The 18,913-nt window shown below is 73.3% G+C and carries 21 protein-coding genes and 1 riboswitch; of the genes, 10 read left to right on the top strand and 11 right to left on the bottom strand.

The features are described 5' to 3' along the window. Positions 1-224 precede the first annotated feature (224 nt). Together ACH4F6_RS27435 and ACH4F6_RS27430 are read left to right on the top strand one after the other, a co-directional pair. Complete coding sequence (locus ACH4F6_RS27435; RefSeq protein WP_397963007.1) at positions 225-1,478, top strand: PP2C family protein-serine/threonine phosphatase; 1,254 nt, start codon at positions 225-227, stop codon at positions 1,476-1,478. 145 nt (positions 1,479-1,623) lie between these two features. After that, positions 1,624-2,346 carry a lysophospholipid acyltransferase family protein gene (locus tag ACH4F6_RS27430; protein ID WP_397963006.1) on the top strand — a complete coding sequence of 241 codons (723 nt, stop codon included), beginning with the start codon at positions 1,624-1,626 and terminating at the stop codon, positions 2,344-2,346. Between the two features lie 66 nt (positions 2,347-2,412). Here ACH4F6_RS27430 and ACH4F6_RS27425 read toward each other — a convergent pair whose 3' ends face one another. The 8 genes from ACH4F6_RS27425 to ACH4F6_RS27390 form a co-directional block, all read right to left on the bottom strand. After that, positions 2,413-3,939 (bottom strand): alpha/beta hydrolase, encoded by a 1,527-nt coding sequence (locus ACH4F6_RS27425; protein WP_397963125.1) that lies wholly within the window; start codon positions 3,937-3,939, stop codon positions 2,413-2,415. A 209-nt stretch (positions 3,940-4,148) separates the two neighbouring features. After that, entirely contained in the window at positions 4,149-4,904 is a 756-nt protein-coding gene (locus ACH4F6_RS27420) for an urease accessory protein UreD (protein ID WP_397963005.1), read from the bottom strand. A gap of 1 nt (position 4,905) precedes the next feature. Next, positions 4,906-5,583, bottom strand: a complete 678-nt coding sequence (gene ureG, locus ACH4F6_RS27415; RefSeq protein ID WP_397963004.1) for an urease accessory protein UreG — start codon at positions 5,581-5,583, stop codon at positions 4,906-4,908. Positions 5,584-5,840: 257 nt separating this feature from the next. Beyond that, positions 5,841-6,515, bottom strand: coding sequence for an urease accessory protein UreF (locus ACH4F6_RS27410; RefSeq protein ID WP_397963003.1), 675 nt, complete (start codon positions 6,513-6,515; stop codon positions 5,841-5,843). A gap of 10 nt (positions 6,516-6,525) precedes the next feature. Then, positions 6,526-8,247 carry an urease subunit alpha gene (locus tag ACH4F6_RS27405; protein ID WP_397963002.1) on the bottom strand — a complete coding sequence of 574 codons (1,722 nt, stop codon included), beginning with the start codon at positions 8,245-8,247 and terminating at the stop codon, positions 6,526-6,528. Further along, a complete protein-coding gene (locus tag ACH4F6_RS27400; RefSeq protein ID WP_397963001.1) occupies positions 8,240-8,551 on the bottom strand; it encodes an urease subunit beta in 312 nt (103 codons plus the stop codon). The genes ACH4F6_RS27405 and ACH4F6_RS27400 overlap by 8 nt, the downstream gene beginning before the upstream one ends. An 11-nt stretch (positions 8,552-8,562) precedes the next feature. Then, positions 8,563-8,865, bottom strand: coding sequence for an urease subunit gamma (locus ACH4F6_RS27395; protein WP_397963000.1), 303 nt, complete (start codon positions 8,863-8,865; stop codon positions 8,563-8,565). A gap of 130 nt (positions 8,866-8,995) precedes the next feature. Beyond that, the gene (locus tag ACH4F6_RS27390; RefSeq protein WP_397962999.1) at positions 8,996-9,628 is read right to left on the bottom strand and encodes a TetR/AcrR family transcriptional regulator; all 633 of its coding nucleotides are present in this window, start codon (positions 9,626-9,628) and stop codon (positions 8,996-8,998) included. Between the two features lie 133 nt (positions 9,629-9,761). On the opposite strand from ACH4F6_RS27390, the gene ACH4F6_RS27385 reads away from it, so the two are divergent. Next, positions 9,762-10,775 (top strand): ABC transporter permease, encoded by a 1,014-nt coding sequence (locus tag ACH4F6_RS27385; protein ID WP_397962998.1) that lies wholly within the window; start codon positions 9,762-9,764, stop codon positions 10,773-10,775. An 86-nt stretch (positions 10,776-10,861) separates the two neighbouring features. Here the strand turns inward: ACH4F6_RS27385 and ACH4F6_RS27380 are convergent, their stop codons facing one another. Next, a complete protein-coding gene (locus tag ACH4F6_RS27380) occupies positions 10,862-11,140 on the bottom strand; it encodes a type II toxin-antitoxin system Phd/YefM family antitoxin (protein WP_397962997.1) in 279 nt (92 codons plus the stop codon). 63 nt (positions 11,141-11,203) lie between these two features. On the opposite strand from ACH4F6_RS27380, the gene ACH4F6_RS27375 reads away from it, so the two are divergent. The 3 genes from ACH4F6_RS27375 (at position 11,204) to ACH4F6_RS27365 (ending at position 13,190) form a co-directional block, all read left to right on the top strand. After that, the gene (locus tag ACH4F6_RS27375; protein ID WP_397962996.1) at positions 11,204-11,839 is read left to right on the top strand and encodes an ATP-dependent Clp protease proteolytic subunit; all 636 of its coding nucleotides are present in this window, start codon (positions 11,204-11,206) and stop codon (positions 11,837-11,839) included. 7 nt (positions 11,840-11,846) lie between these two features. Further along, positions 11,847-12,155, top strand: coding sequence for a hypothetical protein (locus ACH4F6_RS27370; protein WP_397962995.1), 309 nt, complete (start codon positions 11,847-11,849; stop codon positions 12,153-12,155). Positions 12,156-12,534: 379 nt separating this feature from the next. After that, positions 12,535-12,713, top strand: a riboswitch (cyclic di-AMP (ydaO/yuaA leader). Positions 12,714-12,716: 3 nt separating this feature from the next. Further along, complete coding sequence (locus tag ACH4F6_RS27365) at positions 12,717-13,190, top strand: C40 family peptidase (protein WP_397962994.1); 474 nt, start codon at positions 12,717-12,719, stop codon at positions 13,188-13,190. A 142-nt stretch (positions 13,191-13,332) separates the two neighbouring features. Here the strand turns inward: ACH4F6_RS27365 and ACH4F6_RS27360 are convergent, their stop codons facing one another. Continuing rightward, positions 13,333-13,791 (bottom strand): ATP-binding protein, encoded by a 459-nt coding sequence (locus ACH4F6_RS27360; protein WP_397962993.1) that lies wholly within the window; start codon positions 13,789-13,791, stop codon positions 13,333-13,335. A 215-nt stretch (positions 13,792-14,006) separates the two neighbouring features. Between ACH4F6_RS27360 and ACH4F6_RS27355 the strand changes: the two genes are divergently transcribed. Beyond that, on the top strand, positions 14,007-14,867 hold the full coding sequence (locus tag ACH4F6_RS27355) for a helix-turn-helix domain-containing protein (RefSeq protein WP_397962992.1): 861 nt from the start codon (positions 14,007-14,009) through the stop codon (positions 14,865-14,867). Positions 14,868-14,876: 9 nt separating this feature from the next. Next, the gene (locus ACH4F6_RS27350; protein ID WP_397962991.1) at positions 14,877-15,119 is read left to right on the top strand and encodes a DUF397 domain-containing protein; all 243 of its coding nucleotides are present in this window, start codon (positions 14,877-14,879) and stop codon (positions 15,117-15,119) included. Positions 15,120-15,190: 71 nt separating this feature from the next. Here the strand turns inward: ACH4F6_RS27350 and ACH4F6_RS27345 are convergent, their stop codons facing one another. Continuing rightward, entirely contained in the window at positions 15,191-16,318 is a 1,128-nt protein-coding gene (locus ACH4F6_RS27345) for an 8-amino-7-oxononanoate synthase (protein WP_397962990.1), read from the bottom strand. Positions 16,319-16,466: 148 nt separating this feature from the next. On the opposite strand from ACH4F6_RS27345, the gene bioB reads away from it, so the two are divergent. Next, complete coding sequence (gene bioB, locus ACH4F6_RS27340; RefSeq protein WP_397962989.1) at positions 16,467-17,639, top strand: biotin synthase BioB; 1,173 nt, start codon at positions 16,467-16,469, stop codon at positions 17,637-17,639. Further along, on the top strand, positions 17,632-18,912 hold the full coding sequence (locus ACH4F6_RS27335) for an adenosylmethionine--8-amino-7-oxononanoate transaminase (RefSeq protein WP_397962988.1): 1,281 nt from the start codon (positions 17,632-17,634) through the stop codon (positions 18,910-18,912). Before bioB ends, ACH4F6_RS27335 begins: the two co-directional genes overlap by 8 nt. Position 18,913: the final 1 nt, after the last annotated feature.

Here is an 18,913-nt window from a genome sequence, read left to right as displayed (position 1 = left end):
CGCGCACGGGCTCCGGAGTGTGACACGGCCCCCTCCCCCGGTCACATTCCATGAGAAAATGCCTCAATATCGACACATGGGTTTATCGATATGCCGGGACATCGGTGCCGGCGCGCCGGGGCGTCGTGCCGTCGGGGCGCCGACACCGCGCGGTTCCGGGCCACCCGCGTTCCGGGCCACCGGGAACGGGTCGGACGGGGCGAGGGTCGGGCGGTGCAAGGGTCATGAACGACACGGCGATCGACTACGCGGCGGTGTTCCGGACCCTCCCCGGCATGGTCGCCCTCCTGACCCCCGACCTGGTCTACGCGGACGCCAACGAGGATTTCCTGCACGTGGCCGGCCGCACCCGCGAGCAGGTGATCGGACGCCACCTCTTCGACGTCTTCCCCGACAACCCGGACAACCCCTCCGCCGGCGGCGTGCGCAACCTGGAGGCCTCCCTCCGGCGGGTGCTGGCCACCGGAGAGCGCGACGTCATGGCCCTCCAGCACTACGACGTCGAGTTGTCCGAGCGGCCCGGACAGTGGGAGGAGCGCTACTGGAGCCCGGTCAACGCGCCGGTGCTCGGGCCGGACGGCTCGGTGGTGCTGCTGGTGCACCGCGTCGAGGAGGTCACCGAGCTGATCCGGGCCCGCCACGGCCGCGGGGGCGGCCGGCCGGAGGACCCGCCGGGAGGCCGGCCCCGGGTGCTGGAGGCCGAGCTGTACACCCGCGCGCGGGAACTCCAGGAGCTCAACGAGCGTCTGCGCCTGGCCCACGCCCGTGAACGCGAGGTGGCCCTCGCCCTCCAGGAGGCGATGCTGCCTCCTCGCCGGCAGGTCCGCCACCGCAGCGCGGCCGTGCGCTACCGGCCGGCGGTCGGCGCGCTCAACGTCTGCGGGGACTGGTACGACCTGGTGGACCTCGTCGGCGGCCACCGGATCGGCGTGTCGGTCGGCGACGTCGTCGGGCACGGCCTGGCGGCCGCCGGGGTGATGGGCCAGCTGCGCAGCGCGCTGAGCGCCGCCTCCCGGGTCGCCGCGGGGCCGGGGCAGGCCCTGGACGTCCTCGGCCGGTACGCCCACGTGGTGGACGGAGCCGAGTCGGCCACGGCGGTCACGACGTTCATCGACTTCGACCACCACACCGTCACCTACAGCAGCGCCGGCCATCCCCCGCCGATGCTGGTGCACGCGGACGGCCGCGTGGAGTGCCTGGACCGGGCCACCGATCCCCCGCTCGACGCCCGCCCCGATCCGAGGGCCCGGCCGCAGGCGGTCACCGCCTTCGGCGCCGGGGCCACCCTCACGCTGTACACGGACGGCCTGGTGGAGCGGCGGTACGAGGACATCGACACCGGGCTGGAGCGGCTCGCCGACTCCCTCGTCCGGCACCGGCACGCCGACCCCGAGGCCCTCGCCGACGCCGTCCTGCTGGAGCTGCTGCCGCCCGGGGGCGCGACCGACGACACCGCGCTCGTCGTCGTGCGGCTGTGAGGGGCCCGCCCGGCGGGGTGACGCACCGTCAGCACGACGGGTTCCGGGCGCACCCGCCCCCGCCTACACTGTCACCCCACACCATGCCGGTTGACCTGCCGGAACACGGCGGCCCCGCCGATCCTCCGGACTGAGGAGCGACCCCTTGTTCTACTACCTCCTGAAATACGTGGTGCTGGGACCGCTGTTGAGACTGCTGTTCCGGCCCCGGATAGAGGGACTCGAGCACGTGCCGGCGTCGGGTGCGGCGATCATCGCGGGCAACCACCTGTCGTTCTCGGACCACTTCCTGATGCCGGCGGTCCTCAAGCGGCGGATCACCTTCCTGGCCAAGGCGGAGTACTTCAGCGGCCCGGGCATCAAGGGCCGGCTGACCGCGGCCTTCTTCCGCAGTGCCGGGCAGATCCCGGTCGACCGGTCCGGCAAGGAGGCCGGCCGGGCCGCGATCCGCGAGGGCCTCGGCGTCCTGGGCAAGGACGAGTTGCTGGGCATCTACCCGGAGGGCACCCGCTCGCACGACGGCCGCCTGTACAAGGGCAAGGTCGGTGTCGCCGTGATGGCCCTGAAGGCGGGTGTGCCGGTGGTGCCCTGCGCGATGATCGGCACCTTCGAGGCGCAGCCGCCCGGCAAGGTGGTCCCCCGCATCCGTCCCGTCGTCATCCGCTTCGGCGAACCCCTGGACTTCTCCCGCTACGCCGGCATGGAGGACGAGAAGACGGTGCTGCGCGCGGTCACCGACGAGATCATGTACGCGATCCTGGCGCTGTCGGAGCAGGAGTACGTCGACCGGTACGCGGCCGTGGTCAAGGCGGAGGAGGAGGCGGCCAGGGAGGGGGCGCGCAAGTTCCCCCGGCTGCCGCTGAGCTGAGTTCCCCCGGACAGCGCCGAGGGGCGGCCGGTGCGATCCGGCCGCCCCTCGTCGTCGTACCGGTGCCTACGGCTTGGGCGTGGCGTGCGGGGCGCAGGTCACGTCCGCGCCGTCGAGCCGACCGGTGAGGAGGTAGGAGTCCACCCGCGTGTTGACGCAGGAGTTGACCAGGTTCGTCACACCGTGGGAGCCGGCGTCCTTCTCGGTGATCAGGCGGGAGCCCTGGAAACGCCGGTGCAGTTCGACGGCGCCCTCGTAGGGGGTGGCCGCGTCCCGCTCGGACTGCACGATCAGCACCGGCGGCAGGTTCTTGTGGCTCTTGACGTCCACCGGGGTCTGCTGCTTCGCCGGCCAGAACGCGCAGGGCAGGTTCATCCAGGCGTTGGCCCAGGTCATGAACGGGTGGTCCTGGTGCAGCCGGGTGTTGTCCCGGTTCCAGGTCCGCCAGCTGGTGGGCCACTTGGCGTCGGCGCACTCGACGGCCGTGTAGACGGCGTTGCTGTTCTCGGAGGCGGCGTTGCCGACGGTGTCCGTCAGGTCGGGGGCGGCCGCGTCGATCAGCGCCTGGGTGTCACCGGCGACGTACTTGCTGAAGACGGTGGCGGTCGACGCCCACGCGGAGTCGTAGTACGGCGCGCTCTGGAAGAAGGAGATCAGCTCGGCCGGGCCGACGACCCCGCCGAGGGGGCTCTTCGCGGCGGCGGCGCGCAGCTGCAGCCACTTGGCCTGGACGGCGTCGCGGGTGGTGCCGAGGTGGTAGGTGGCGTCGTTGGCGGCGACCCAGTCCTGCCAGTCCTTCCAGCGGCCCTCGAAGGCGACGTCCTGGTCGAGGTTGGCCTGGTACCAGATCTTCTCGCGGGACGGGTTGACGACGCTGTCCACGATCATCCGGCGGACGTGGCCCGGGAACAGCGTGCCGTAGACCGCCCCGATGTAGGTGCCGTAGGAGACACCGAGGTAGTTGAGCTTCTTCTCGCCGAGGGCGGCCCGGATGACGTCCAGGTCCCGCACGGTGTTCGGCGTGGTCATGTACGGCAGCATCTCGCCGCTGCGCTCGTCGCAGCCCTCGGCGTACTCACGGGCCAGTTTGATCTGCGCCAGCTTGTCGGCCTCGGAGCCCGGGACCGGGTCGGCCTTGGGCGCCTTGACGAACTCCTGCGGGTCGACGCAGGAGATGGGCGCCGACTTGCCGACACCGCGCGGGTCGAACCCGACGAAGTCGTACGCCTTGGCGACATCGGCCCAGATGGCGGCCTTGGTGGTCACGCGGCGCGGGAAGCGCAGGCCGGAGCCGCCGGGGCCGCCGGGGTTGTAGACGAGCGCGCCCTGGCGCTCCCCCTTCGTCCCGGTGTTGCCGACGCGGTCGACGGCGATCTTGATCTGCTTGCCGTCGGGCCTGGCGTAGTCGAGCGGCACGGTGACCCAGCCGCACTGGATCGGCTTCTCCAGGCCCCAGTCGGCGGGACAGTCCTGCCAGTCGATCCCGGCCTTCGCGGCGCGTTCCGCGGCGATCGCGGCGCCCCGCATCTCCCGGTCCTGCGCCGGTCCGCTGCTGGTCGCGCTCGCCGTGGGGGCGGCGACCGCCCCGGCCATCAGCGTCGCGGTGACGAGCACGCCGGCCGTGCCGAGCGCCGTTCGCCTGTTCGGTCGTATGTCCCTCAAGTGGGCTCTCCCCGTACCTCGTTGACGACAGGTACGGGGATCCTTGCTGCTGTGAGGTCCCTGAGAACAGTGCTCGTTGACCTTCTTTGCCAATCCGATAACCGGAGAGATCCGTACCGCTGAACGGATGAGCGGCTGGTTCAGGCCAGGGACGCGAGCGCCTCGTCCAACAGCCGTCGCAGCCGCAGTCCGTCCGGGGCGAGGGCGGTCACCAGGGCGGCGGGCCCGGCGAGCGGCACGAGCGTGGCGGTCTCGCCGAGGACCCGGGGGGTCACCGGACGGTCCCGGAACTCCGGTCGTACGACCACCAGTTGGCCGACGGCGCGATGTCCCGCGAGGACGGCGGGCCCGTCCCAGCCGCCGGGAGCGCCGGGCCCGCAGGCCAGTTCCTGGTCCAGCACCAGGCGTTCGCCGACCCGCACGACGAGCCGGCTGCCGAGCCGACCGGGCTCCTCCCCCGCCCGCCCCAGCACCTGCTCCTCGCGCAGCACGAGGCGCGCCCCGGGGCCGAGGCCGACGCGGGTGGTGACGGACAGGTCGCTGCCCTGCGCCGAGATCAACGGTTCGGGCAGCCAGTGCAGTTCACCGCCGTCGGCGACGTCGATCCGCACGTCGTAGCGGGCCTCGTCCTTGAGCTGTCCGGGCAGGGCGAGGGTGGCGGCGGCCGACGTCAGGCGCAGCCGGGCGCCGCTCTCGACGGCCGCCTCGACGGCGAAGCGGTCGCCGCCGAGGGGTCCGCTCATCGCGCCGACGAGCACGACCCGCGCCTCACCGCCGTCGCCGCCGCGGGTCCGCCGCAGCGCGAGGGGCCCGTCGCTGTCGAGCACGGGCAGCGAGGTCCCCCCGCGCCCGTCCGCCCGCGCCCGGATCCGCGCGGTGGCGTGCACCCCGCTCATCTCACGCCGCCCACACGGCGAGCCGGTCCCGCACCCAGGCGGCGACGTCCGTCACACCGCTCTCGCCCCGCAGCGACTGGAAGACGACCGGCAGTCCGGCGCGCTGCGCCTCGGCGTCGGCGGCCATCCGGGCGAGGTCGGAGCCCACGTGGGGCGCGAGGTCGGTCTTGTTGACGACGAGCAGGTCGGCGGTGGTGACGCCGGGGCCGCCCTTGCGGGGGATGTCGTCCCCTCCGGCCACGTCGATCACGAAGATCTGCGCGTCCACGAGTCCCCTGGAGAAGGTGGCGGTGAGGTTGTCCCCACCGGACTCGACGAGGATCAGGTCGAGCGGTCCCGCCTCGTCCTCGAGGTCCTCCACCGCTTCGAGGTTGGCCGAGATGTCGTCCCGGATCGCCGTGTGCGGACAGGCCCCGGTCTCGACGGCCGTGATCCGCTCCGGCGGCAGCACGGCCTCCCGCAGCAGGAACTCCGCGTCCTCCCGCGTGTAGATGTCGTTGGTCACCACGGCCAGGGACACCTCGTCCCGCAGCGCCCGGCAGAGCGCCGCCACGGTGGCAGTCTTCCCCGACCCGACGGGTCCGCCGAGCCCGATCCGCAGGGCCCGCCGGGACCCGTCGGGCCGCCGCGCGTCGGCACCGACGGCGACGGCTCCGTCGTGGGAGTGGTCAAGATGCATGTACGGCTCCTTCAGACCCGGTACTGACTGACGAACACCGGCAGGACGATCCGCCCGGCCCGGCAACGGTTGACGACCACCGGCCAGGACGCGCCGGCCAGGACGGTCCAGCCCGTCTGGGGGCACCCCCTCCGGGGGAGTTCGAGGACGAGGCCCGTTCAGGGCCGATCGGGGCTGCGGGGGGCGGAGCCCCCGGCGGGGTCGAAGGGGCGGAGCCCCTGGGGCGGGAAGGGTGAGGGCGGCGGGGGCGACACTCCCTATGAGGCGAACAGCCGCACCGGCCACCCCGCGTGCACCTCCGCCCCGACCTCCAGCAACGGCGCCGAAGCCGCCGGCAGCGCGTCGACGCCGTCGGCCAGGACGGCCACCCCCGCCGACACCGCCCGGTCGACGACCCGGTCCACCTCCGGCGCCAACCGCGCCAGCACCGCCGTGGCCTCGAACGGATCCAGGCCCAACAGCCGCACCACCGCCGTCCCCGGCCCGCTCACGCTCTCGTGGGCCGCACAGTACGCCGCGTCCCGCGGCCCGAGCCCGGCCGCGCGGGCCGCCAGCCCCAGCACCACCGGCTGATGCGCGCCCTTGGGGAACCGCCTCGCCACGGCGTCCAGTTCGCCGCTCGGCCAGGTCGCCCGAGCCGCCCGCGTCAGCTGCCGCCCCAGTTTCCGCGCGGCAGCGCGCAACGCGGGGGACGGCGTCCGCGCGTCGGCCGCCGCGTCGAGCTCCGCCGGAGCGGCTCCGGCCGCGGCCGCGGCGGCCAGCGCCCCCGCCACCAGCCCCGCCGTGTGCAGCCGCCCCCGGCAGAAGTCCTCCAGGCTCGCCGCACCGGTGATCCGGCCGGCCTTGACGGCCTCCTCCGCCCCGCCGGAGTGCGCGTGCCCTCCGGCGGGGAAGCGGCCGTCGGCGAGGACGAGAAGTGCTGCCCGTGTCATGTCGGCGTCCTCAGAACAGGAAGTAGCGCTGTGCCATGGGCAGTTCGGCCGCGGGCGTCGCCTCGACGAGTTCCCCGTCGATCCGCACGGCGAAGCTGTCGGGATCGACCTCCACCCGCGGCCGGGCGTCGTTCTCCCGCATGTCCGCCTTGGTCACGCCACGCGTCGACTCGATGGCGACGAACCTCTTGCCCAGCCGGAGCCGTTCGGGCAGCCCGTCCTCGAGGGCGAGCGGCGCCACGAAGTTGAACGAGTTGGCCGCGGGGGCCCGGCCGATCGCGCCGTACATCGGGCGCGGCAGGATCGGCTGCGGGGTGGGGATGGAGGCGTTCGCGTCGCCCATCTGCGCGTACGCGATCTGCCCGCCCTTGATGACGAGGTGCGGTTTGACGCCGAAGAACGCCGGCTCCCACAGCACGAGGTCGGCGAGCTTGCCCGTCTCGACGGACCCCACCTGTCCGGCCAGGCCCTGCGCGAGCGCCGGGTTGATCGTGTACTTGGCGACGTAGCGCCGCACCCGCCGGTTGTCCGCCCGCCCGTCCCCGGGCAGCGGCCCGCGCCGCCGCTTCATCACGTGCGCGGTCTGCCACGTCCGCAGGATCACCTCGCCGACCCGTCCCATGGCCTGCGCGTCGGAGGAGATGATCGAGATGGCGCCGAGGTCGTGCAGGACGTCCTCCGCGCCGATCGTCGAGGGACGGATCCGGGACTCGGCGAAGGCGAGGTCCTCGGGCACCGCCGGGTTGAGGTGGTGGCACACCATGAGCATGTCGAGGTGTTCCTCGGCGGTGTTCACCGTGTACGGCCGCGTCGGGTTGGTCGAGCTGGGCAGCACGTGCGGCTCGGAGACGACGGTCATGATGTCCGGCGCGTGCCCGCCGCCCGCGCCCTCGGTGTGGTAGGCGTGGATGCCGCGCCCGGCGATCGCGGCGAGCGTGTCGCCCACGAACCCGGCCTCGTTCAGGGTGTCCGTGTGGATGGCGACCTGGATGCCGGTCCGGTCGGCGACGGTCAGCGAGGCGTCGATGACGGCCGGCGTGGACCCCCAGTCCTCGTGCAGTTTCAGCCCCAGCGCGCCGCCCCGGATCTGGGAGAGCATCGCCTCGTGCGAGACGGTGTTGCCCTTGCCGAGGAACCCGATGTTGAGCGGGTACTGCTCCATCGCCTCCAGCATGCGGGCGAGGTGCCAGGGGCCCGGCGTCACGGTCGTCGCCTTGGAGCCCTCGGCCGGTCCGGTGCCGCCGCCGACCAGCGTGGTGACGCCCGCCGACAGCGCCTCGTCGGCGATCTGCGGGCAGATGAAGTGGACGTGCGCGTCGATGGCGCCGGCGGTGAGGATCCGGCCGTTGCCGGCGATGACCTCGGTCTCCGGGCCGATCACCAGGTCCGGGTCCACCCCGTCCATGGTGTCCGGGTTGCCCGCCTTGCCGATGCCGGTGATCCGGCCGTCGCGGATGCCGACGTCGGCCTTGACGATCCCCCAGTGGTCGATGATCACGGCGCCGGTGACGACCGTGTCGGGCGTGCCCTCCGCGCGCGTGGCACGCGACTGCCCCATGGACTCGCGGATGACCTTCCCGCCGCCGAACACCGCCTCGTCGCCGGCCAGTCCGGGGCCGCCGGAACGATCCTCCTCGATCTCGACGACCAGGTCGGTGTCGGCGAGCCGGATGCGGTCGCCCGTGGTCGGCCCGAACAGGTCGACGTAGGCGGCACGCGAGATCTCAGGCATCGAGGGCACCTCCGGTCTCCCCGCGCAGACCGGGCACCACGCGGGCGCCGGCGAGGGGGACGAGCTCGACGCCGACGGGGATCCCGGGCTCGAAGCGCACGGCGGTGCCGGCGGCGACGTTCAGCCGCTTGCCGCGCGCCGCGGCACGGTCGAACTCCAGGCCGGGGTTGGCCTCGGCGAAGTGGTAGTGGGAGCCGACCTGGACGGGCCGGTCGGCGGCGTTGAGGACGGTGATCCGGGTGACCTCGCGACCCTCGTTGCAGACGATCGGGCCCGGGGCGAACAGGATCTCTCCGGGAATCATCGGGGCTCCTGTCAGACGATCGGGTCGTGGACGGTGACGAGCTTGGTGCCGTCCGGGAAGGTCGCCTCGACCTGGACGTCGTGGATCATCTCGGGCACGCCCTCCATCACGTCGTCGCGCGTGAGCAGCTTGCGCCCGGAGGACATGAGCTCGGCGACGGTACGGCCGTCACGCGCGCCCTCGAGGAGGTGCGAGGTGATGAGCGCGACGGCCTCGGGGTGGTTGAGCTTCAGCCCGCGGGCCCGGCGCTTCTCGGCGACGTCGGCCGCCACGTGGATCAGCAGCCTCTCCTGCTCGTGCGGGGTCAGTTGCACGTCCCACCTCACATCCTCGCTCCGGACCGTGCGGGGCCCGGTCGCCGCGGCCACGGGGCAAAGTCCCTGGTGGCGTGGAGGGGCAGGCTAGTGGGAGCGCGTTTCGAGCGCGTTAACCAAGCTGTGACCCTCAGCTCCCGGGCACGCCGCCCGCCATGCTCATCAACCCGCGCAGACCGTCCCGGAGGACGTCGACCGGGGCGGGCCCGAAGAGGGACTGCTGGGCGATGAAGCCGAGGACGGCCGCGATCATCGTGCGGGCCACGTGGTCCGGCGGGACGTCCCGGCGCATCGCCCCGGCGTCCTGGTAGGCCTCGACGATCCGCCCCCACGCGGCCCGGACCTGGCCGTACCCCTCGCGCAGGACGGCCCCCAGCTCGTCGTTGCGCGGGATCTCCGACCACACCTGGACGACCAGGCGCGGGAAGGCGGGGACGCCGTCGTCGAGGGTGAGGGACTCGCGCAGGGCGAGGGTCCGGCCGAGGACGGCGGCCACGAGGACGTCGGGCGACGGGGGCGGGCTCTGCCCGGCCGCCGCCTCGAAGGCCGCGCGGACCTCGTCCAGCACCTCCGAGACGATCGCGGCGATCAGCTCGTCCTTGCCCCGGAAGTAGCGGTACACCGCCCCGGCCGAGAGGTCGGCCTCCTTCAGCACGTCCTGCATGGACGTGGCGTGGAAGCCGTTGCGGGCGAAGCAGAGCGCGGCGGCGTCGAGGATCTGGCGACGACGGGCGTCGAGGTGGGCCTGGGATACGCGTGCCATGACCTCAACCTAAAACGAACGTTCCTTCTTGACAAGGAACCGCCTCCCGGCGCACGGTGGAGTCAACAAAAACGAACGATCCTTCTTTTTATCGGCCCCCGGCCCGCCGGCCCGGAGCCCGGAGGAGAACCCCATGTCCACCGCTCACCCCCTCACCGGCAAGGGCCCCGCCCGGCGAGCGATCGCGGCCGTCGTCCTGGTGCCGCTGCTCGCGGCCCTCGCCCTGTGGGCCTTCGCCTGGCCCGCCGCCCGCACCGCGCCCCGCGACCTGCCGCTCGGCGTGGCCGGCCCGGCCGCCGCGACCGCACAGGTGGAGGAGGCGCTCCGGCAGCACGAGGGCGCCTTCGAGATCCACCGCTACGACGACGAGGCCACCGCCCGTGCCGCGATCGAGGACCGGACCGTGTACGGCGCCGTGGTCGTCACCGCCCAGGGGCCCGAACTGCTGACCGCCTCGGCCGCGAGCCCGGTCGTCGCGCAGCTGCTCCAGCAGACGGTGGCCCGTCAGGCCGCCGCCGGGGGCGCCGAGGTGCGGACGGTGGACGTCGTCGCCGCCCCGGCGGAGGACCCGCGCGGGGCGGCCCTGGGCGCGAGCGTGCTGCCGCTGGCCCTGGCCGGCATCGCCGCGGGCGCGCTGGTGACCCTGCTCGGTCTGCGCGGGATCCGCGCGGCGCTGACGCTGGCCGGCGCCGCCGCCCTGGTGGGCGTGGTCGCGGCGACGCTCGCGCACACCTGGCTGGGGGTGCTCACCGGCGACTGGTGGGCGGAGGCCGCGGTCCTCGGCCTGTCGACGCTGGCGGTGGGCGCCGCCGTGGCCGGGTGCGCCGCGCTGATCGGCCCGTCGGGGATAGGCCTGGCGGCCTTCACCGTGATGTTCCTGGGCAATCCGTTCTCGGGCGCGACCTCGGCCCCGCAGATGCTGCCCGAGCCGGCCGGCGTCATCGGCCAGTGGCTGCCGCCGGGCGCCGGGACGACGCTGCTGCGCTCGGTCTCGTTCTTCGACGGCGCCGCCGCGACCGGTCCCGCCCTGACCCTCACCTGGTGGGCGGCGCTGGGTCTCGGTGCGGTGCTGCTGGGCGACGTGCGGAAGGAACGCGGGAAGAGCGCCGGGCCCTCCGTCGAACGGGAGCCCGCGCTCGCGGGCTGATCACCGGCCGGCCCGCGCGGAGAGGTGGGGGGGGGGGCGGGCCCCCCCCCCCCCGCGCCCCCCCCCCCCCCCCACCTCTCCGCGTCTCAGGAGGGGTTCGGTCCCCGGTGCTCCGCCGCGATGCCGAACCGCTGCCGTTCCCGGGGAGCGGACGCGACCTCGCGCACCCCGGAGACCGAGCTGATCACCTGCTCGTCGGCCGGGGCGTCGAGCGCGTCGAGCCGCTCCAGGTCGGAGGCGGAGACGAGGGCGACGAGGGGCTTGCCGTGCCGCGTCACGACGACGCGCTCACCGCCGTACACCACCCGGTTGATCAGGTCGGCGAGTTCAGCCCTGGCTTGCGTCACCGGAATCTCGTAGGCCATGCCCCCATTCTAACGTCACGTACGTCCTGTACATTTTTTACAGACGCAGAAGGAGGGGTTCCCATGACCCGACCGTCCGCACGCCACGCCCTGCCCGAGTTCACCGAACGCACGGGCTCCGGGCACCGGACCCTGGATCCGTACTCCAAGCTCCTGGAGGAGCGGATCGTCCTCCTCGGGACACCGGTCGACGACACCGCCGCGAACGACGTGACGGCGCAGGTCATGTACCTGGAGCACCGGGACCCGGACCGGGACGTCTCGCTGTACCTCAACTCCCCCGGCGGCTCGTTCAGCGCGATGTCGGCCGTCTACGACACGCTCCGGTACGTCACCTGCGACGTGGAGACCGTCTGCCTGGGCCGGGCCGGCCCGGCCGCCGCCGTCCTGCTGGCCGCGGGCACACCGGGCAAGAGGTACGTGCTGCCGGGCGCGCGCGTCGTCGTCCGCCAGCCGGCGCTTCCCGAGCCGGTCGAGGGCCGGGCCGGTGACCTCGAGGTCCAGGCCGAGGAGTTGACCCGCACCCGTGCCCGCCTGGAGCGGATGCTCGTGCGGCACACCGGGCGCAGCCCGGAGCAGGTGAGCGCCGACCTGGAACGGGGCCGCGTGCTCGACGCGCGGCAGGCCGTCGCGTACGGGCTGGCGGACCGGATCGTGCCGAACCGCGGGGCCGCGGGCGCCGCGCCGGGCGTGGGGTGAGCCGGCGATGCTGCCTCCCGAGCTGCCGCCGCTGCCGGCGCTGACCCGCGCCGAGGCCGAGGTGATCGACCGTTACCTGGAGGTGGTCGACCTGCTCGGCCGGATCAACCCCGCCCGTCACGGCGACACCTACGGCGGACTGCGTGCCGCCCAGGCCCTGGTCGGCCGGGCGACCGCGCTGCGGGACGCCCTGACGCTGATGCACCAGCGGGGCGAGAGCGAACTGCACGCGCCGACGTTCGCGCGGGCGCTGCGCGTCCTGGACGGGGAGCGCCGCACGGCGCGCGTCACGCTGCCGCCGCTCCCCGACAGTTGACGCAGACGTGTCCGGCCCGGACGTTGTTCGCCGAGAGCGTGACGTCCGGGCCGGAGTCGAAACGCCCCGAACGACGTACCCCTGTTCGGCGTACCCGCGGCTGCTTTTTCCAGACCACAGCGGTTGCGCGATCGAGGGCACCCCGGCCGGAACGAAGTGTTCCTGTGCTGGTCCGGGGGCATTTCGTCGGCTTGACACCTGACCGCCCATCAGGGTGTCCACCCGAACGGGTGAGTGGTGAGTAACCCCACAAATCCCCGGTTGCGTTGGGATTTTCGGACATCGGTGCGCCAAGATCCCTGTCTGACGACAAGCCCCCGCCACAAGCGGCGGGGCGGTCCGGGCGGACGCCGAGTCCTGCCGCCGCCCGGATGACCGGTCGACAGAAGTGCATCGGCAGGAGTGGAGGACCCAAGCACGACGGGTCGCCGGGACGGTCGGCTCCGCGAGGAGGCGCCGGACCGAGCAGCCCTTGGGGTGAAGCCGCAGCAGCGGCCGGGCAACTTCGCCAGCCCGAATCCGACAGGTCATCCTTCACAGGCGGCTGACGAAGGGTTGCGCATGACTGCGCTCAATCGTGTCCCGTCGCTCATGGCCCGGGCCGGTACGGCCTCGGCCTTCGCCATCGCTGCCGTGGGCGGCTCGATCGTGGTCCCGGGTGTCGCCTCCGAGGCGGCGGCCGCCACCGCCGCGACAAAGGCGCTGCAGGTAGCGGCCTCCAAGAAGGGTTCCCCTTACAGGTACGGCGCCACGGGTCCGAGCAGGTTCGACTGCTCCGGCCTCACCCTGTACTCGTACAAGAAGGCGGGCAAGAAGCTCCCCCGTACGGCGGCCCAGCAGTACAACAAGACCCGCCACATCTCGGCGAGCCACCGCAAGGCCGGTGACCTCGTGTTCTTCCACTCGGGGTCGAACGTCTACCACGTCGGCATCTACGCCGGTAAGGGCAAGATCTGGCACTCGCCGAAGACCGGGGACGTGGTGCGGCTGCAGAAGATCTGGACCAAGAGCGTCTGGTACGGCCGCGTCAAGTGAGCTCCTGGGGCGGTGACGGCGTCCTGACGCGCCGCCGCCGCCCCGGGGCCCGGCTCCCCCGGAAAGGCCCCCAGGGCCGCGCGCGGCGGCCCGGGGAGGCCCGCGGGGTCCCCATGGGGCCGCCGCGCGGCCGGAGGGAGCCTCAGGGCTCCTGCTGGACCGCTGTCGCCACCGGTTCCACCGGGGCCGTCCACGGCAGCTCGATCAGGACGGTCTTGCCGCCCTCCCGGGTGGGGCGGACCCGGAGCCCGCCGCCGCACTCCGCGGTCAGCCAGCGGATGATCACCATGCCCCGGCCGTTGTCCTGCTGGACGGCGGCCGGCAGCCGTCGGGGGAAGCGCGGGTGGCTGTCGGTCACCCCGATGCGCAGCCGCTCGTCACGGTCGAGCACGAGGTCCACCGTGAAGGTGGGTGACTGCCCGAAGGTGTGCTGCACGGCGTTGGTGGCGAGTTCGGAGACGATGAGACGGATGGTGTCGGCCCTTTCCGACTCCGCGGCCAGACCCCACTCGCCCAGCGTGCTCAGCGCGAACGCGCGGGCCGTGGACACCGAAGCGGGATCGCTCGGCAGAGTGACGGATGCTGCCAGATGGTCTGCCATGGCGACGTCGTCCCTTTCCCACGGGACCGGAGTCCGACACAGCGCGGATGGTTCGATACGGTCCCGGACCGGTGGTTCGTTTCGCCAGAGTGCCATCAGTGCGCCGGTCACGGGGGGCGATCCACCGAGAAGCGCATATATCTGTCGCCCGATGCGGTGAACTCTGCCACGGCGGAGCGTATGCGGACGGCTCCTCGGGAGCAGGAGAGAGGCCCATGCAGCACGGTCCCGCGGTACGCCGCCGGAAACTGGGCGCCGAGCTGCGGGCGTTGCGCGTCCGCGTGGGCCTCACCAGCGGGGAGGCGGCCCGGCTCGTGGGCTGGCACCAGTCGAAGGTGAGCCGGATCGAGACCGGCACCAGCGGTACGAAACCGGCCGATGTGCGGTCACTGCTCGACGCCTACGGCGTGACCGATCAGCAACTGCGCGAGCTGATACTGGCGTTGGCGGACTCCGTGGAGAGCGGCGGGCGGGATCACTGGGTGCACGCCTACCGTGGCGTACTGCCGCCCGCCTACCGGGACTTCATCAGCCTGGAGTCGCAGGCCACCGCGATGCGGACGCTGGAGACGACCGTGGTCCCGGGACTGCTGCAGACGCCCGCGTACGCGCGGGCGGTGACCCGGGCCGCCGTCGAGGGCGCCGACGAGGGCCGGTTGGACACCCTGGTGGAGGTGCGGCTGGCCCGGCAGGACGTGCTGCGCGGCCGGCCTCCGCTGGAGCTCCACGCGGTGCTGGACGAGGCGGTCCTGCGGCGGGAGGTGGGCGGGCCCGACGTCATGGCGCGGCAGTTGGAACGGCTCGTGGAGGCGGCACGGCTGCCCCAGGTGAGGCTCCAGGTACTGCCGTTCAGCGCCGGAGCGCATGTCGGCGTCACCGGCCCTTTCGTCATCTTCTCATTTTCGAGCACTTCTGATCTGGACGTGGTGGTTCTCGACCACTTGACGAGTAGCCTCCATCTCGAACGGAAAGAAGACCTCCGGGCCTACACGGAGGCCTTCGACGCCCTTCGGGCGCACGCCCTCTCCCCCGAAGACACCCTGGATTACCTCGCCGCGACAGCTGACGGCGCGTAAGGAGGCACCATGACCGCACTGCCTCGGAACGTACCTTCCAGCACCGACCTGCACGACCGTCGCCATCCGCAGGGTCTGCGGTGGCTGCGCAGCAGCTACAGCACGGGAGCCAACAACTGCGTCGAGACGGCCCGCCCGGCCGCCGGCCCGTGGGCCGGTCTGCTCGCCGTACGCGACTCCAAGGACCCGGCCGGCCCCGCCCTGCTCTTCTCCCCCGAGAGCTGGACGGGCTTCACGGCCGCGTTCCGCTGACCCCCCGCACCGCGTTCGCCCCGTTCACCCCCGCGCTCCGCCGTCCCGGCGTACGGCCGTGTCGCGCCGGCTCACGGTCGTGCCCCGTCGATCACCAGGACAGCGCGTTCGATCTGCGCCCCGGAGAGGTCCGCGCGGGCGGTGAGCCGCAGGCGTGACACGCCGTCGGGCACGGAAGGAGGACGGAAGCAGCCCACGGCCAGGCCCGCCGCCCGGCAGTCCGCCGCCCAGCGCACGGCCCGCTCCGGGGACGGCGCGCGCACGGAGACGACCGCGGCGTCCGGACGCACCGCGTCCAGGCCCGCGGCCGTCAGCCGCGCGTGCAGCTCGCTCGCCACCGCACGCGCGCGTGCCGCCCGCTGCGGCTCGCGGCGCAGCAGCCGCAGGGCGGCCAGGGCCGCGCCCGCCGCCGCCGGGGCGAGGCCGGTGTCGAAGATGAAGGTCCGGGCCGCGTTGACCAGATGGTCGATCACGCGCGCGGGGCCGAGCACGGCTCCGCCCTGGCTGCCGAGCGACTTGGACAGCGTGAGCGTGACGACGACGTCGTCGGCGCCCGCCAGCCCCGCCGCGTACGGGGCGCCCCGGCCGCCGTCGCCGAGGACGCCGAGCCCGTGGGCGTCGTCGACGACCAGCCCGGCGCCGTGCTCCCGGCACGCCGTCGCGAGGGCGGCCAGCGGGGCCGCGTCGCCGTCGACCGAGAAGACCGTGTCGGAGACCGCCACCGCCGGGCCCCCGTGCGTGCCGAGCGCCTTGCGCACGGCGTCCGGGTCGGCGTGCGCGACGACCTGTGTGGTGCCGCGGGCCAGCCGGCAGCCGTCGATGAGCGAGGCGTGGTTGCCCGCGTCGGAGACGATCAGGGTGCCGTGCGGGGCCAGCGCGGTGACGGCGGCGAGGTTCGCGGCGTAGCCGGAGGAGAAGACCAGGGCCGCTTCGAAGCCGCAGAACGCGGCCAGTTCGCGTTCCAGCGCGGTGTGCAGCTCGGTGGTGCCGGTGACGAGCCGGGAGCCGGTCGCGCCGCCGCCCCAGGTCCGCGCGGCCCGGGCCGCGCCCTCGGTGACCTCGGGGTGGCGGGCCAGGCCCAGGTAGTCGTTGCTCGCCAGGTCGAGGAGCGGCGAGTCGGCCGGCCGGGGCCGCAGCGTCCGTACGAGTCCGGCGCGGCGGCGCAGCTCCGCCTGCTCGTCGATCCAGCCGAACGCCATGGGTCCTCCGGGGCTTTTGTAGGTAGCGGACAGACACTAGCGGGACGACCGGCCACCCAGGGTGTGGCCATACCCACACGTCGAAGTGGGTGAGTCGGGGGGTCCACGCCTTGGCCCGGAGCGGGTCGGTAGGACAGGATCGGCTCTCATGGACCTGCTGAACACGCTGGTGGACAAGGGGCTTCGGCGCGAGCTGCCGACCCGCGAGGAAGCACTGGCCGTCCTCGCGACGGCCGACGACGACCTGCTCGACGTGGTGGCGGCGGCCGGAAAGGTGCGCCGGCACTGGTTCGGACGACGGGTGAAACTCAACTATCTCGTCAATCTCAAGTCGGGGCTGTGCCCCGAGGACTGCTCCTACTGCTCCCAGCGGCTCGGCTCCACGGCCGGCATCCTCAAGTACACCTGGCTCAAGCCCGACGAGGCGTCCCGGGCGGCGGCCGCGGGGCTGGCCGGCGGGGCCAAGCGGGTGTGTCTGGTGGCGAGCGGGCGCGGCCCGACCGACCGGGACGTGGACCGGGTCTCCGAGACCATCAGGGCCATCAAGGACCAGAGCGAGGACGTCGAGGTGTGCGCCTGCCTCGGCCTGCTCTCCGACGGCCAGGCCGAGCGGCTGCGCGAGGCGGGCGCCGACGCCTACAACCACAACCTCAACACGTCCGAGGGGACGTACGCGGACATCACGACCACCCACACCTACGCCGACCGCGTCGACACCGTGCGGAAGGCGCACGCGGCGGGGCTGTCGGCCTGCTCCGGCCTGATCGCCGGCATGGGCGAGAGCGACGAGGACCTCGTGGACGTGGTCTTCTCGCTGCGCGAGCTGGACCCGGACTCGGTTCCGGTCAACTTCCTCATCCCGTTCGAGGGCACTCCGCTGGGCGGGGAGTGGAACCTCACCCCGCAGCGGTGCCTGCGGATCCTGGCGATGGTGCGGTTCGTGTGCCCGGACGTCGAGGTGCGCATCGCGGGCGGCCGCGAGGTCCACCTGCGCACGATGCAGCCGCTCGCCCTGCACCTGGCCAACTCGATCTTCCTCGGCGACTACCTCACCAGCGAGGGGCAGGCCGGCAGGGCCGACCTGGAGATGATCGCGGACGCCGGCTTCGAGGTGGAGGGCGCGGACCAGGTGACCCTGCCGCGGCACCGGGCCGCCACCGGCGGGGGGTGCGGGTCGCACGAGGGCGGCGGCTGCGGGTCGCACGAGGGCGGCGGGGTCTGCGGTTCCGCCGCGGCGTCCGCACCGGCGGGCGAGCCGCGTACGGACCTGGTCGCCGTGCGCCGCCGGGGCGCCGGTACGGACCTCGCGCCCAATGCCTGAGCCGGACGTGCGCGAGCTGCTGGACCTCGACCGGCGGCACGTGTGGCACCCGTACGGTCCGATGCCGGGCCGGGCCGAGCCGCTCGTCGTGGAGTCGGCGAGCGGGGTCCGGCTGCGGCTCGCGGACGGCTCCGGCGACCTGGTCGACGGCATGTCGTCCTGGTGGTCGGCGATCCACGGCTACAACCACCCGGTGCTGAACGAGGCCGCGCGCGAGCAGCTCGGGCGGATGAGCCACGTGATGTTCGGCGGGCTCACCCACGAGCCCGCCGTACGGCTGGCGAAGCACCTTGTCGACATGTCGCCCGACGGGCTGGAGCACGTCTTCCTCGCCGACTCGGGGTCGGTGTCGGTCGAGGTCGCGGTCAAGATGTGCCTCCAGTACTGGCGTTCGCTGGGCCGTCCCGCCAAGCGGCGGCTGCTGACCTGGCGCGGCGGCTACCACGGCGACACCTGGCAGCCGATGTCGGTGTGCGACCCGGAGGGCGGGATGCACGACCTGTGGACGGGCGTGCTGCCCCGCCAGGTGTTCGCCGGGCCGCCGCCCGCCGCCTACGAGGAGTCGTACGCGGAGGAGCTGCGCGCGGCGGTCGAGCGGCACGCCGACGAGCTGGCCGCGGTGATCGTCGAACCGGTGGTGCAGGGCGCGGGCGGGATGCGGTTCCACTCCCCCGCGTATCTGCGGGTGCTGCGCGAGGCGTGCGACGCGCACGACGTGCTGCTGGTGTTCGACGAGATCGCGACCGGGTTCGGGCGTACGGGCGCCCTGTTCGCGGCGGAGCACGCGGCGGTGACGCCGGATGTGATGTGCGTGGGCAAGGCGCTGACCGGCGGCTATCTGACCATGGCGGCGACGCTGTGCACGGCGCGGGTGGCCGACGGCATCTCGCGGGGCGAGGTGCCGGTGCTCGCGCACGGCCCCACCTTCATGGGCAACCCGCTGGCCGCGGCCGTCGCGTGCGCCTCGATCGAGCTGCTGCTCGGACAGGACTGGCTCGCGGAGGTCAAGCGGATCGAGGCGGGTCTGCGGGAGGGCCTGGCTCCCGCCCGTGAGCTGCCGGGTGTGCGGGACGTACGGGTCCTCGGGGCCATCGGGGTCGTCCAGCTGGACCACGCCGTGGACATGAGGGCCGCCACGGACGCCGCCGTGCGCGAGGGCGTGTGGCTGCGGCCGTTCCGGGACCTGGTCTACACGATGCCGCCGTACGTCACCGACGACGCGGACGTGGCACGGATCGCGCGCGCGGTGTGCGCGGCGGCGCGGGAGGGATGAG

Source organism: Streptomyces sp. NPDC017936, assembly GCF_044328485.1.
Taxonomy (GTDB): Bacteria; Actinomycetota; Actinomycetes; order Streptomycetales; family Streptomycetaceae; genus Streptomyces.
The sequence above is the reverse complement of the archived record's forward strand: the minus strand, read 5'-3'. Positions and strand labels throughout refer to the sequence as shown.